This window comes from Bacteroidia bacterium, from assembly GCA_027493955.1.
Classification (GTDB): domain Bacteria; phylum Bacteroidota; class Ignavibacteria; order SZUA-365; family SZUA-365; genus JAOSJT01.
Window position 1 is genome coordinate 2,681,807 of sequence record JAOSJT010000001.1, and the last position, 13,834, is coordinate 2,695,640.

Here is a 13,834-nt window from a genome sequence, read left to right on the forward strand (position 1 = left end):
AAACGAACGACGGGACTTGTCGCGGAATTGTCATGAGACGGTAAAGGGTTGTCGCATCCCGGCGGCAGGCCAGGCTACCGCAACCTGGCTACCTCAACCAAAAACGCATGCTGTGTTACTCCTCGGAAAGTGCGATATTTCCAGGATGAAACTCTTCTGTCTACTGCTCCTTGCTCTGATCTGCATTGCTGTTGTCCCGCTCCGGGCGCAGCCCAAAGCCCCGCCGTTTGTCTTCCGCTCGCTGGACGACACCACGCGCTTCATTTCCAGCGAATCCCTTGAGGGGAAAGTGTATCTCGTGGATTTCTGGGCTACCTGGTGTCCGCCCTGCGTGGAGGCCCTGCCCGAACTGGAGCACATTCACAAGGAATTCTCGCCACGAGGATTCACCATTGTCAGTCTGTCCTTCGATGCCAGTGACGAGCGCGTGCGCAGCTTCCGGCAGAAGCGTTTTACCATGCCCTGGCTCCATGGGCGACTCAACGGCGGCTTCAACGACATCATCGCACTTGCCTTCGCACTCGAGAACATTCCGCATTACATACTCGTGAACCGCGACGGAGGCATTATCGCGGAGGGAAATGACATTCACGGCGAACGTCTGCGCGACCTGCTGCGTGAGCATGTGCGGTGACTCCGCATATTCATAATGTTGTTAATAACGGAGCAAGACACCCCACTACTGATGCGCCTGGCACTCCGTTCTGCTGATGTGAGTAACAGGCGAGTACTCCGGGAATACAGACAGCATCCCTGTCGCACCTCCAACACATGCGTGCCGGCACCTTCCGACGCACTGGATGCTCCCGCACGGGCCGCCACTTACCGGCACGGCAATATCAGACACTTCTTATCCGATTTCATTGCCTGAATCAGCACGAGTGCATACTTTATATACAGTTGTTCTGATTTCGCCGCACCGAAGTGATCTCGTCTGAGGAGGGTTCATCATGCATCTACTCCGTTGTGTAACCATCGTACTCATCTTCGGTAGCTTCGCGGCGGCACCCCTGTCCGCGCAGAAGAAAATCACCGTCGGCGGAAGCATACTCGCATCTGATGGCGCGCCGCCGCTCAAAGCACATGCGCATTTGACCCGTCTGCCCTGGGAGCACAACGAAGAGCACAACTACACCATCGAAGCGGCCAGAGATGGCAAGTGGATAACGCGCGTGCCCCCGGGTTTGTATCGCCTGCGCTTCACGGGCGTGAATCATCGCATGACAGAGCCCGTGTATGCGTACATCGGACACGAGTCCGACAACACGTTTACCACCAGGTTGGGCGTAAATCCGTATTTCGAGCAGCACGAGATCGACACAGTATTCATCGTGTACGACGATCCCGGATGGCCCGGCCGCCGCTACAACGCCATGACGCCGCTCGGCAACGGACGATTCACCGCAAAGCTTCCCTGTCCCTCCGACAGAAGCACTGTCTGTTATCACATTTCCGGCATTATGCCTCGACGATACATCAACGGGACGCAAAGCACGTTGTATGCGTATGACGGCGACGGTGATTATCAGAGCTGCGTGGATTGTGCGGAAAATGCGAGCGAAATGGAAATCATCCTCGACCTCGCTTTGTTGCCTGATCACAACAAGCCCGAAGCATCGCAAGAGCTGGTGCAGGGCACGCCATTGCAACATTCCGTGGCAAAGGGTGCGGCAAAGCTGCTAGCTAAGATTGAGTTTAACAAACAAATGCAGCAGAAACATTTCGACGATTACAATGCGCTCACCGATACTATCGCCTCCGGAAAGGACGGGAAACCCTGGCGTCAGCCGCGGGATGGTACCTCACATGCATGGACGAAATGGTATGTCGACATGGCTGGAGTCCATCATTACTCCGACACCACTGCCGAAATGGAATTGAGCAAGAGCGTTCGCGCCGAGTACCGTAGTGCTTTCGAGGCGCAGCGGTCAGCATTCGAGAAGGCTCTGATATCCGGCACGGCCGAAGACAAGCTATTTGCCGCCGCTGCGCTGGCCGAGGCACTGTTGATGGTCGAACGCGATTCCGCATTTGACTACTCCGCGTTGCTGAGCCGCGTTTTCGAACTTGTACCGCCGGAATCCCCGGTCTGGAGCCTTTCGCAAGGATACACTCTGGCCGCAAAGCTACCTGATCCCGCACGCAGGGCCTATCTGCAAGGATTGATCTGGCGGCAGCGTTCCAACAGCGTGCGACTTGGTGCGTATCGGGAATACTTCCTGCTCCTCCGCCGCTCAGGCAGCGAGGCCGACTCCCTAAAGATCTTGACACTGCTTGACAGCGCGATGTCCGTGTGTAGTGATGGTAGTTGTGAATCCGAATCCGTTATCCAGGCCGCACTGGGATATAAAGGGATGAAGGCATGGCGCATGAAGCGGCTCATGGAAGGCAATGAGCAGGCACAACGACACTACGAAAATCTGCTTCCCGATGAACTCGCTGGCAGGAGCATGCCGCCGTTCAGCTTGATCACATTGGACTCCGTTCGCACGATGCTCAGCAGCGAAGAACTGCGGGGAACGCCTTATCTCCTCGTGATTTTCAAAGCCAGCATGATTGGTACTTCTTACGGAGTCGAAGCCGCCCTCGAAGCCTCACGAGTATATAAAAAGCAGGGCCTGCGAAGCTTGTTGTGCTACGAGATTCCTGACAATCCTTCCATTGACCGTTTCACCAGGCACCTGGAGCATCCCATGTACATCATGGGAGAAGGCCTGGACGCGCTGCATACTCTGAACGGGCAGTACGCATATTTCGCTGATTTCAGAATGCTCGTTGATAGCGACGGCATTGTCCGCGCTTCGAATCGACGTTTGTCGGATGATATCCTCTTCTACACGCTGCGCGATTTCTTCGGGGAGAAATAACAGGGCTGCGGATCGCGGAATTCAGAGCAAAGCTCAATCACTAATCGTGGTTGGTCTGGCGCGGTTTGCGCTTGCGGGGCTCCGCAACAACGCGTGAAGCGTGCTTCCTGTCGCGAGGAATAAATCGAATTTCCAGTTAACAGTCCACGGCATCCGCGTATTTCATGAGTGTTGCGACGGAGGGCGTCTGCTCACGCACGGACTCGATTCGTGAAACCGCGCTTTTCGTCGTGCCGATTGCGTCGGCCACGTCTTGCTGCGTCATCCCTGCGCGAAGCCTGGCACGCAGTATCTCCTTGACGATGGCGTATTCCACTGTCAGGTGCTCATACGCTTCCGGAAAGCCTTGCGCGCCATCGCTTTCGAGAGCATATCCTCGTGCTCATGCGGTGTCGGACTGTAGATAAGATCAGGCATTGTTCACTTCCTTTATTCTTGATCGGGCGAGCTCAAGGTCGCGTTACATTGTTTTCTCACTTTTCTTCATAACTGCATGCACAAGCACGATGCGCTGTCCGGAGATGTAGCAGTAGAATGCGCGTCCATCTCCCTCGGCTCCGCGTGGTCGCAGCTCGAATAGGCCGTCGCCCAAGGCGCGGGTATGCTGCATTCGTAGTTCGCGACCAAATTCCGCGAGCAATTCGATCATTCGCAAATAGTCCGCCAAGATACCGACCGGCCAGCTTTCGATCACCTTCTTGACACGTGCATGATAGTATTCGATGCGATATGGCATGTCGGCATGTTAGCATTTTTGCGAACACCAGTCAGGCGACGAAGTGTCGCCCTGCGGGCTAAGAGGGCGGGTGGGTTGCGCGTGCCCCCCGACTGCCGTTGGGGGTTAGAAGACGTGCCGCCCTTCGGGCTGATGGCGGATGTGCTATGCGCGTGGCCCACCAGCTGAAGCTGGGGGTTAGAAGAAGTGCCGCCCTTCGGGCTGATGGCGGATGTGCTATGCGCGTGGCCCACCAGCTGAAGCTGGGGGTTAGAAGAAGTGCCGCCCTTCGGGCTGATGGCGGATGTGCTATGCGCGTGGCCCACCAGCTGAAGCTGGGGGTTAGAAGACGTGCCGCCCTTCGGGCTGATGGCGGATGTGCTGTGCTCGTGGCCCACCAGCTGAAGCTGGGGGTTAGAAGACGTGCCGCCCTTCGGGCTGATGGCGAATGTGCTATGCTCGTGACCCACCAGCTTAAGCTGGGGGTTAGAAGACGTGCCGCCCTTCGGGCTGATGGCGGATGTGCTATGCGCGTGACCCACCAGCTGAAGCTGGGGGTTAGAAGACGTGCCGCCCTTCGGACTAAGAGGGCGAGTGGGTTGCGAGCGGCCCCCAACTGACGTTGGGGGTTAGAAGACGTGCCGCCCTTCGGGCTGATGGCGAATGTGCTATGCTCGTGACCCACCAGCTGAAGCTGGGGGTTAGAAAACGTGCCGCCCTTCGGGCTGATGGCGGATGTGCTATGCTCGTGGCCCACCAGCTGAAGCTGGGGGTTAGAAGACGTGCCGCCCTTCGGGCTGATGGCGAATGTGCTATGCTCGTGCCCCACCAGCTGAAGCTGGGGGTTAGAAGAAGTGCCGCCCTTCGGGCTGATGGCGGATGTGCTATGCGCGTGGCCCACCAGCTGAAGCTGGGGGTTAGAAGAAGTGCCGCCCTTCGGGCTAAGAGGATGTGCTATGCTCGTGGCCCACCAGCTGAAGCTGGGGGTTGGAAGAAGTGCCGCCCTTCGGGCTGATGGCGGATGTGCTATGCGCGTGACCCACCAGCTGAAGCTGGGGGTTAGAGGGAGTGAGGTCAGCCTCAGGCTGAGCTGGGATCGATTCGCTTTGCTCTTCACTCTTTACTCTATACTCTTAACTTCTTTATGCGATTCGACTATCATGTTTATGAACGCAGTCCCGTATATTGCTGTTATCCCTTACATGCAGAAACAAACGGAAAGTGATATGGACAGACAGGATTTTGAAGTAACCGCCCGCGAGGCGTTTGAATATATCGAACACGTCATCGAGCGACTCGCTCTGGACGGCGTAGAGGCGTATCCGCTGGAGAAGGGGTTGAAACTCATGTTGGAGAATGGTTTAAGCTGTGAATTTCTCCGTAACGACGAGGCGATGCATATCGACGCGCGTTTTCCGCAGGGCGTGGAGACCTTGTACTGGGATGCCGTGGAGGAGCAGTGGTACACGCACACGGATGAAAAACCGCTGCCCGCAGTACTTGGCGACGTTCTTACGAGCTGCCTCTCGCGCCCCGTGGATCTTACGGATGTAGATTGATGAGCAGCGACGCATACCCCGGTTCCATGTTCTCGCTGACCGATCACGAGCTCTATGTGGTGACTGCGCGGCACGAAGGACGCGACAACGGGCAGATCGCCACGTGGATCATGCCGGCTACGCTGGTGCCGGATCACCCCCGAATCGTCGCGGTGCTGTCGCCGCAGAACTTCACGCATACGCTCATTGCTCCGACGCAGCGCTTCGCCATCTCCATGCTCTGCGAAGAGCAGTACGATCTCGTCCCGCGCTTCGGATTGCGGAGCGGTCGCGACGGCGATAAATTCGACGGTGTGGATATTGGCCGGACCGCTTCCGGACTCGCGGTTCTTACCGGCGGCTGCGGCTGGGCAGATTGCCGTATTGTGCAATCGATGGATGCCGGGGACCGCATGCTGTACCTTGCGGACATCGTCGAGCAGCAGGTGTATGCAAACCGGCGTCCCTTGCGCAAGCAGGCCGCGTTCTCGCTACAGACGACAGAGGTGCGCGCGCAGCTCGAGGAAAAGCACCGCAGGGACGGCGAGCGGGACAGAGCGTTACTTCGCCAATTTCGATAGACACATGCGTCAGAAAACGACATATCGCTGGAAAGGCCTGCTCGTCGCAGCGACAGTGATGTCCGCCTGGGCAACCGCGCTCACCGGCAGTCTTGCAACCGGTGTTGAATACATGCATACGGCTGTCATACCATTGCTCGTGCTGCTTATCACCTTTCTCTACACCGGGTTGTTCATCACCGCGCACGACGCCATGCACGGCACGGTGGCACCGACGCTGCCGAAGCTCAACAACGCGATCGGACGCACGTGTACGCTGCTGTACGCGTTGTTTTCCTTCGATCTGCTGCTGAGCAAGCATCGCGAGCATCACAGGCATCCCGCGAGCGGCGGCGATCCGGATTTCCACGACGGGCGGCATGCGGGGCTGTTTCGCTGGTATCTGCATTTCTTCTTCACGTATGTCACCTGGAAACAGCTCCTGGGCATGGCGATTATTTTCAACCTGCTGAAATACGCCGCCGAGATATCGGACATCACGATCCTGTTGTTCTGGGTGCTTCCCTCCCTGCTGAGCACCTTCCAGCTCTTTTTCTTCGGCACCTACCTTCCCCACCGCGAGCCGGCCGCCGGCTACACCGAGCCGCACCGTGCAGTGTCCAGCGGCTATGGGGTCCTGCTTTCCTTCCTCACCTGTTATCATTTCGGCTATCATTTGGAGCATCACGCCATGCCCGGCGTCCCCTGGTGGCGGCTGCCGGGAAGCGTGGAGCAGAGAGCGTAGAGCAGAGAGCCGAGGGCGTAGACGGGGAGATAAAGACCCGTTGTTGCGGCATACCGTGGCATGCTCCGATTTCCTTTGTGGTGCGTTGCAGCCCGGCGCAATCTCAAGCCCACTCCCCACATTGACATTTGCGGTTTTTCCGGCTACTTTGCTCTGCATAATGTGTATCACGCAGCATTCTTTCATCGGAGATATCTGAAGTGACTCATTGCCGAATCGCCTCTGTATACTGAGCAGACGCCCGCCATGCCTCGCATTCTCATACCCGCGTTTAACAAACGAAAGCAGACGCCCTGTGTCGCCGATTCTCAACAGTGTGTTTTCGCTGATGTTCAGCGGCACCGGGCCGTCTCCGTTGATCGCTTGACGCCGCTCCTGCCGTGTTTGCTCGTTGCGTTGCTTCTCGCAATGCTTCCGTCGTTTGCGCATGCACAGGCATACGAACGAATGTATCCCGCCCACGACGTCGCCATAGCACGCGCCACGATACACTGGAACGGCGACACGGTGTTCATCCCTTCGTGCGATGGGTTGATTATGCGTTCGGTGGATGCTGGAAAAACGTGGGAGGATTTGCGGCCTGCGGGGCGCAACTGGTGTTTCTACAATTCGGCAAAAACCTCGCACGGGATTTTTCTCCTTGGCGAACCGACCTTCTGGGCGGATACGTCGCTTGCGCCGGGACATCTCGCAGCACTGCTGAAATACGATCCATTGAAGAATTCACTCGACATCGTCTCCATCCCCGTGCTACCGGGGACAGATTCCAGTTGGCTCAATTACGTGCAGTTCTACGATATCACGGCGCGCAACGATGCGCTCTTCCTCAGTCAGGCGGGGGTCCGGCCCGGTACGAGCATCCATCGTTCGCTGGACGGTGGAAAAAGCTGGGACCCCATCCCTCTTCCCGATTCGACCTACGTCCCGCGGAAATCGCCGCTGACCTGTTTCGACAGCACGCACCTCGCGGCAAATTTTTACAACGTGCTGCAAATCACTACGGATGCAGGCGCTACCTGGAATGCCAAAGCGGGGCTCGTCCCGTCCACATCAGAACTGTTTCGTGCGAATTACGATTGGCTCTCGGCGGATGAGTTCGTGACATACACAAAGGATGGCGATATCAAAAGAACCACCGACGGGGGCGACACCTGGACGCATCTCTGCTACCCTCCATTTCAGCAGGTCAGGCAGTTTATCGCAACTTCCGGTGGACGCGGATACGTGCTGGCCGAGCAAAAGCTGTATAGGACCGACGACGGCTTTTCAACGTTCATCAATCTGCTGCCGGATGAATATTTCAGTTATATATCGGTCCAGGGTCGCGATACTATCGTAGCCACACAGGACAACGATAATATATCGATCAGTCACGATGGAGGTGTGAGCTGGGAAATCAGTCGCAGGAATCCGCTATTCATTGAAACAATGCGCATGGCTTCCGCTGATCACGGCGTCATCTACGTCAAGGACTACGACAGCGGAACAAACGGCTATTACAGAACCTCGGACGGCTGGCGCACGATGGAATACGTCATGGACGAAGACGCCCCCGGCTTCTTGACGTGCCTGATCCATCCGATAACGAATACGCTCTGGTACCGCGTGCAATCCACCGTCGTTGAGAGTGTGCCAATCGTTACGCGTTCCACGGATGCAGGCAGAACATGGACGGAGGCGCTGAGGCGGAGTGATCTTCCCGATTTGCGTCTGGACAAAGGCATCGATGTCGTGACGATTACGGATACGAATTATGTGGGCATGATTATTGAGAAAAAACTGTACTACAGCTCCGACCAGGGCGAGCAATGGAACACGCTGCCGCTGCCGGTCACGGGTGACGACAATTATCGCATTCATCTGTCTCCCGGAAAGGCCTCCTGGCTGATGATCAAGAAGCCTCGAGGCAGAACGGAGGCCGACATCGACAGCGTATTGTATAGCAGTGGCGATTGGACGCAATGGCATGCAGCGCTGGTCGAACCCGATTCGTTTTCTTATAAGTACAGTTACTTCCACGAGCTGCACGTCACCGAAAGCGGCAAGGTGTACATTCACGCGGAGAAATATCGAGACGGCGGCAACCTGGATTACGTCCTTCATTCCGACGATAACGGACAGACGTGGGGCGCGTGGCCCGGTGCCCGGGGGACGAGATTTGACTCGTATCACCCCATCATCTATTTCGATGACGGCAGCTCCATTTCCAATAGCGCAAGCACGGGACTCTTTGGACGATCAACAGCGGGTACAGAACTCAGGCGCAGCATCGACGCCTGGAAAACCTCATTCGTCGAAGATTATCGGTATCTGGGCACATCGGCGGAGTCGCTGGTGAAGGCCGGGAAGAGCACCGTTTAGCTGAAGGGTTACGATACGATTCTGCGCAATTCCAGCAGCGGAGTGAATAGTGTGCGCGAGCTGCTCGCCGTTCCCTCAGCGCTGAGTGTCGGTTCGCCCTATCCACATCCCGTAGTGCGAGGCGAGGTTTCGCACATTCCCATCGAATTCGGTACTACCACGCATCGTGTGCTTCGTGTTACCCTCGCAAACATGCTCGGGCAAACGATTCAGAACATAGCATTCACAGCTTCCGATGCGGCCTCCGCCGAAGTACGGTGGCTTGTTCCCGGCATCGCGCCCGGGGTCTACATCCTGCGCGTTCAAGCGGGCGATGCGGTAACGGTGAGACCGGTGGTGGTGAATCGGTGAATCGGTAATCGTTAATCGTGAGTCGCGTTATCACGAATAGCTTGTGCAGAATCCATGTAAAGAGAGCGATGAGAGCGGAGAGAGTGAGGAGAGATTTTTTAATAAGAGAGACTTGCTTATGACATGTAATGCTCTGGACCTATGAACACTGAAAAAGACGAATGCGGATCCTTCTCCGCAGTGGCGGAGTGCCCGTGAACGTCAGTGCATCTTCCAAACATATTGCTGCGGGCACTTCGCTGCTCATGACATCATCCGGACGGTACTTGTGAAGAGTGCAAAAGCATGGACGTTGGCCCTTCGACTCCGTGTCCGTATAAACCCTGTGCCTCTTCCTTGTGATCTTACCGCGGACACTACGCTCAGGGTGACGGGGTTTGATTAGACCGCTTCAAACTCAATGTCACACTCGACATAAACCGGAGCAGTGCGAAGGTTACCTGACTCAGGATGACGATGTTGTAATCCTAAATTATCCATTGTCCATTATCAATTATGCATTATCCATTGTCCATTATCCGCAACACCCTCCTTCTCCTTGCCCTCCTCGCCTCCACGGCACTCTCGCAGCCGCTGGAGCTGCGCATTCATTCTATTGATGCGGGGGCACTGCCGCAGATGCGGCTGAAGGTTGCGGTGACGCGCGGAGGTGTGGCGCTGACGCAACCGGGTCGTGCGGTGTTTTCGCTGCTCGACAACGGACAGCCGATGCAGATCGACGTCGATTGTCCCGACAGCTCGATAATGAACAACGTGGCGCTGGTGCTGGACAACTCGGGAAGTCTTGGCGGTCTGGCTTTCGACAGTCTCAAGGCGGGCACGCATTCGGTAGTGGACAGCCTCCGCGACAACGACGCCACTGCGATGTACAATTTCAGCAACGGTGGCCAACGTGTGCTGGATTTCACGACGGACAAAGCCATACTTCATTCCACCGTAAGCGCGATGACCCTCGGTGGGAATACGCCGCTGTACCAGACTATCGACATGGCGTTGCGAGACCTCGACGCGCGTGTCGGGAGGAAGTATTGCATCGTCTTCACCGACGGCGTGGACAATGCATCGAGCGTGCTATGGAGCGATCTCATTCCGAGGGCGCAAGCGGCGGGCATACGCGTGTATATTATCGGTTTCGGCAACACGGAGCTTTCCGACGACATCCTCTCCACCATCGCACGCGACACCGGCGGACGCTACTGGCGCATTTTCGCACCGGCACTTATCGCCGGCATTCTGCGCAGCATCGCTTCGGAAATCGCCTCGCCGTACTGCACCATCAATTACGAAGCCACCGGCTGCGCGGACAGCCTGCGCATCCTGAACCTCTCCGCCACACTGGACGGACAGAGTGCCGCGACGGACACGGCCTACGTCTCACCTTTCCGCGCGGATACGCTCTACGCGAGCGTCGTCGCTCCCGACCGCATCTTGCCCGGTGATCGCGCGCTGGTGTACATCGCGCTGCAGCCGGGATTGCACACCGGGCTCGAACTCAGCTTCCGCTTCCTGCTGCGCTACGATCCCGCGCTGCTCAGCGCCACACCGCCGACGGCCATCACCGTCGGCACCATCACGCAAAACACCGCCGCCCGCGTGCGTCAGCTCCGGCCCGGCGTGCTGCAATTCTCGGCCGAATTCGCAGTGCCCGGCATGTCGCAGGGGAATCTCATCGGTATACAACTGCGGCATGCGGTGGGCGACAGCAGTCGTCCTGTGGTACTCACGCTCGACAGCCTCACGCTTACCGCCGGTTGTCCCACGACGGTGATTCTCATATCCGACACCATGGAAGTCTGTCAATGCGAGCAAAGCTTCATTGCCAACATGCATGGCATTGCCATCGCGACCCACGGTGAAGAGGTCACGGTTCCACTCGCAATTCCACTTCCAGGCTCAAGCGTGCCCGTGCTGCTGCGCACATGGCTGCATTATGCTGCCACGGCGCTCCGTTTCTCCGGTGTAGACGATGCGGCGGGCGAGGGTTGGGACGCACAGATTGACGAGGCGAATGGGAGGTTGCGGATCGATCTCTACACACGCAGCAATGCCGACTCGCTGCTGCCGCGGCTTCGCTTCCTTGCTCATGGAGAGAAAAAGCCCATGAGAACCTTTGTCGGCGTAGACAGCATGAAGCTTTACGCGGACTGCTGCTACAATACCGGTTCGTCCGGGCAATGGGTGTGGGTTGACGGACGCTGCGAATTCCTCGTACGGCGCAAAGCGGTTGCCACCATTGTTTCGACATATCCAAACCCTGCATACGATATGCTGCATGTCGCAACGAGCATCACTTCCACCGAGACTGCGCCTGCCCTGCTCGAGCTCTTCGACGCTCGCGGGCAGCTCGTCAGGAGCGTGCATCTGTCAACGGAAATATCGGAGCGCATAACCAGCCTCGGTGTGCAGGATCTGCCTCCGGGACGCTATACCATTCGCCTCTCAACCGCAGCTTCAATCAGCGCGAGGACGGTGATGGTAGTGCGGTAGCCGCAAGACTTCGCCAGGTCAGTCCGGGCATGCCGGGTATGCCCCGCCAACGCGACGCGTGTAAGCGCGTGGCCGGGCAACTGCCACGTTAGGTCAAAGCAGGCACATTTGACCTTGTCCCATTATTTTCCGATATTCTCGTCAGGATTCGCCATCTACACCTACCATTACCGGAGGATGTCCATGAAGCTCACCTACGCAGTACTTTTAATTCTGTGCCTCGGCGGCTGCGCTGCAAACACCGATACGGGCATGAACGGTAGCTCCGCCCGCGAAAGGGATGTCAACGGTAACACTGCCGCCACTGCGGACATTGCCAGACCCGCGTTGTTCGACAAACCTCTCCCGTGGCCCGTTTCAAGCGGAAGCGTGGTGAAGCAATTCGGCGATCAAATCAATCCGGTATTGGGCACCGTCACCCACAATCCGGGCATCGACATCTCGGTACCCGTGGGTTCGCCCGTCATGTCCGTCGCGCCTGGCAAAGTATCCCTGATTGAATCCATCCCGGGCTATGGCAACATTGTGATACTCGAGCATGACAATGCGGTGTTCTCGGTGTACGCGCATCTTTCCGAAATCAGCTTGACGAAGGGAGATGCAGTGGCCGCGCAACAGGTCATTGCCATGAGCGGCGAGAGCATCGACGGTCCCGGCCTGCATTTCGAATTGTGGCATCAGCGGCAAAAACAAAATCCCCTGCTGCTACTTGAACAACGATAATCTGATTGACGATGTACGAGTGACGATTTGAGGATTGCCTCATGGCAACCTCAACATAAGAAAAAGGGGTCTGTAACAGACCCCTTTACCCTTTACTCTTTACCCTTCACTCTTAACTCTTCACCATCCTCCCGCATCGCATTTCTCACACGGGATCGCTACCTTATAGAGTATTTCAACACCAAGGAGCAATCAGTGGCAGCAAAGAATGGAGATATGGTCAGCGTGCATTATACAGGGACGCTGGCGGACGGGACGGTGTTCGACAGTTCGCGCGATCGCGATCCTCTGTCCTTCACCATCGGGGCGGGGCAGGTCATCGCCGGCTTCAACAGCGCGGTGGAAGGCATGGAAATCGGCGACGTGCGGACGGTGAGTATTCCCGCGAAGGACGCCTATGGCGAGTATCGGGACGAATGGGCCATCAATGTCAAGCCGACCGACATTCCCCCGGAGATTCAGCCCGAAGTGGGGATGGATCTCGAGATGCATCAATCCGACGGCGGGAGCATCCCTGTTCGCGTGACGAGTGTGAGTGAAGAATCCGTGACACTCGACGCAAATCATCCCCTCGCCGGTATGGATCTCACATTCGAGATAGAACTGGTATCGGTGGACTGACCGGTCGAACTGAAGCATTTGCGCCCCGCATTGCCGCAAGCGATGCGGGGCGCTGCGGTTTCAGGGCAACGGATCAGGTGGTCACAATTTTTGGGATTGTACAGACAGATAGCCTGCACGATATTGCACAGCGCTACCCATTACTCCACAAGGGACGGGAAGCGGAACGGGGACTGTATCACACACAGGGACAGGAATCATGCTTACCCATTTCACACACAGCCTTGTCGCCCTATTCGTACTCTTCGGCTGCTCTCCGCTGAACGGGCAGGACGGCGTATCATGGCTGCAGACAGAGGCCCCTTTCGGTGTACACAGCAGTGCATTCGTGCAACTGCACGGGGGGCAGCACAGCGGCCGCAGCTTCGGTCTCACCAATGTCTTGTCCGTAGACCTCACGGAGCAGCTACGCTTTGAAGGGGCGATACTTCTCGACGGCAGACACATGAACGCAACGAATGAGCTGAGCATGCACTCCGCCCTCGCTGCGGGCTTGCGTGTGCGGCTCCTTGCCGAGCCGATGTTCATACTCCCCGTCCATGCCGGATGGAGCTCCGCCATCAGCTATCCTTCAGCTGCCGACGTGCAGCACCGGCAAACGCTGCTCTACGCCGGGATACGTCCGGCGTGGCGGTTTTTGGACAATGCTGAGATCGTCGGTACGGCCGGCATTCTTTGGCTACCCCGGAGTGGTACGACGCAGACCAATACGAGCATCGGCATTCGTATCGCCTCGTTCTTCACCTTCTCCATTGATCTGACCTCTGTCGTCGAAGGAGAACGCCGACAAAATCTTCCCGCGCTGATCCTCCGTTGATTACAAAGGCACCGCTACGGCGGTGCGCAACTTCACATCACATTAATAA

13 protein-coding genes are annotated in these 13,834 nt (G+C 57.0%); 11 read left to right on the forward strand and 2 right to left on the reverse strand.

The window, feature by feature from the left end:
• The first annotated feature begins 145 nt into the window (after positions 1-145).
• Together M5R41_10135 and M5R41_10140 are read left to right on the forward strand one after the other, a co-directional pair.
• Positions 146-634 carry a TlpA family protein disulfide reductase gene (locus tag M5R41_10135; protein MCZ7556746.1) on the forward strand — a complete coding sequence of 163 codons (489 nt, stop codon included), beginning with the start codon at positions 146-148 and terminating at the stop codon, positions 632-634.
• A gap of 316 nt (positions 635-950) precedes the next feature.
• Positions 951-2,867 (forward strand): hypothetical protein, encoded by a 1,917-nt coding sequence (locus tag M5R41_10140; protein MCZ7556747.1) that lies wholly within the window; start codon positions 951-953, stop codon positions 2,865-2,867.
• Positions 2,868-3,003: 136 nt separating this feature from the next.
• Here the strand turns inward: M5R41_10140 and M5R41_10145 are convergent, their stop codons facing one another.
• On the reverse strand, positions 3,004-3,183 hold the full coding sequence (locus tag M5R41_10145; GenBank protein ID MCZ7556748.1) for a helix-turn-helix domain-containing protein: 180 nt from the start codon (positions 3,181-3,183) through the stop codon (positions 3,004-3,006).
• 144 nt (positions 3,184-3,327) lie between these two features.
• The gene (locus tag M5R41_10150; GenBank protein MCZ7556749.1) at positions 3,328-3,603 is read right to left on the reverse strand and encodes a type II toxin-antitoxin system RelE/ParE family toxin; all 276 of its coding nucleotides are present in this window, start codon (positions 3,601-3,603) and stop codon (positions 3,328-3,330) included.
• Positions 3,604-4,808: 1,205 nt separating this feature from the next.
• Between M5R41_10150 and M5R41_10155 the strand changes: the two genes are divergently transcribed.
• From M5R41_10155 to M5R41_10195, 9 genes are all read left to right on the forward strand, one after another.
• Positions 4,809-5,141: a hypothetical protein gene (locus M5R41_10155; GenBank protein ID MCZ7556750.1), complete on the forward strand. Its 333-nt coding sequence runs from the start codon at positions 4,809-4,811 to the stop codon at positions 5,139-5,141.
• On the forward strand, positions 5,141-5,701 hold the full coding sequence (locus M5R41_10160) for a flavin reductase family protein (GenBank protein MCZ7556751.1): 561 nt from the start codon (positions 5,141-5,143) through the stop codon (positions 5,699-5,701). The genes M5R41_10155 and M5R41_10160 overlap by 1 nt, the downstream gene beginning before the upstream one ends.
• Positions 5,702-5,705: 4 nt before the next feature.
• Positions 5,706-6,425, forward strand: coding sequence for a fatty acid desaturase (locus M5R41_10165; GenBank protein MCZ7556752.1), 720 nt, complete (start codon positions 5,706-5,708; stop codon positions 6,423-6,425).
• A gap of 246 nt (positions 6,426-6,671) precedes the next feature.
• Positions 6,672-8,786 (forward strand): hypothetical protein, encoded by a 2,115-nt coding sequence (locus tag M5R41_10170; GenBank protein ID MCZ7556753.1) that lies wholly within the window; start codon positions 6,672-6,674, stop codon positions 8,784-8,786.
• A gap of 51 nt (positions 8,787-8,837) precedes the next feature.
• Positions 8,838-9,137, forward strand: coding sequence for a T9SS type A sorting domain-containing protein (locus tag M5R41_10175; GenBank protein MCZ7556754.1), 300 nt, complete (start codon positions 8,838-8,840; stop codon positions 9,135-9,137).
• Between the two features lie 495 nt (positions 9,138-9,632).
• A complete protein-coding gene (locus tag M5R41_10180; GenBank protein MCZ7556755.1) occupies positions 9,633-11,624 on the forward strand; it encodes a VWA domain-containing protein in 1,992 nt (663 codons plus the stop codon).
• 183 nt (positions 11,625-11,807) lie between these two features.
• Positions 11,808-12,347 (forward strand): M23 family metallopeptidase, encoded by a 540-nt coding sequence (locus tag M5R41_10185; GenBank protein ID MCZ7556756.1) that lies wholly within the window; start codon positions 11,808-11,810, stop codon positions 12,345-12,347.
• A 195-nt stretch (positions 12,348-12,542) separates the two neighbouring features.
• Entirely contained in the window at positions 12,543-12,968 is a 426-nt protein-coding gene (locus M5R41_10190) for a peptidylprolyl isomerase (protein ID MCZ7556757.1), read from the forward strand.
• Positions 12,969-13,167: 199 nt separating this feature from the next.
• Positions 13,168-13,785: a hypothetical protein gene (locus tag M5R41_10195; GenBank protein ID MCZ7556758.1), complete on the forward strand. Its 618-nt coding sequence runs from the start codon at positions 13,168-13,170 to the stop codon at positions 13,783-13,785.
• Positions 13,786-13,834 lie beyond the last annotated feature (49 nt).

Bases quoted from the DNA above. Each gene is read 5' to 3' on its own strand.
- M5R41_10135 (MCZ7556746.1), top strand. From the start codon at position 146: ATGAAACTCTTCTGTCTACTGCTCCTTGCTCTGATCTGCATTGCTGTT.
- M5R41_10140 (MCZ7556747.1), top strand. From the start codon at position 951: ATGCATCTACTCCGTTGTGTAACCATCGTACTCATCTTCGGTAGCTTC.
- M5R41_10150 (MCZ7556749.1), bottom strand. From the start codon at position 3,603: ATGCCATATCGCATCGAATACTATCATGCACGTGTCAAGAAGGTGATC.
- M5R41_10155 (MCZ7556750.1), top strand. From the start codon at position 4,809: ATGGACAGACAGGATTTTGAAGTAACCGCCCGCGAGGCGTTTGAATAT.
- M5R41_10160 (MCZ7556751.1), top strand. From the start codon at position 5,141: ATGAGCAGCGACGCATACCCCGGTTCCATGTTCTCGCTGACCGATCAC.
- M5R41_10165 (MCZ7556752.1), top strand. From the start codon at position 5,706: ATGCGTCAGAAAACGACATATCGCTGGAAAGGCCTGCTCGTCGCAGCG.
- M5R41_10170 (MCZ7556753.1), top strand. From the start codon at position 6,672: ATGCCTCGCATTCTCATACCCGCGTTTAACAAACGAAAGCAGACGCCC.
- M5R41_10180 (MCZ7556755.1), top strand. From the start codon at position 9,633: ATGCATTATCCATTGTCCATTATCCGCAACACCCTCCTTCTCCTTGCC.
- M5R41_10185 (MCZ7556756.1), top strand. From the start codon at position 11,808: ATGAAGCTCACCTACGCAGTACTTTTAATTCTGTGCCTCGGCGGCTGC.
- M5R41_10195 (MCZ7556758.1), top strand. From the start codon at position 13,168: ATGCTTACCCATTTCACACACAGCCTTGTCGCCCTATTCGTACTCTTC.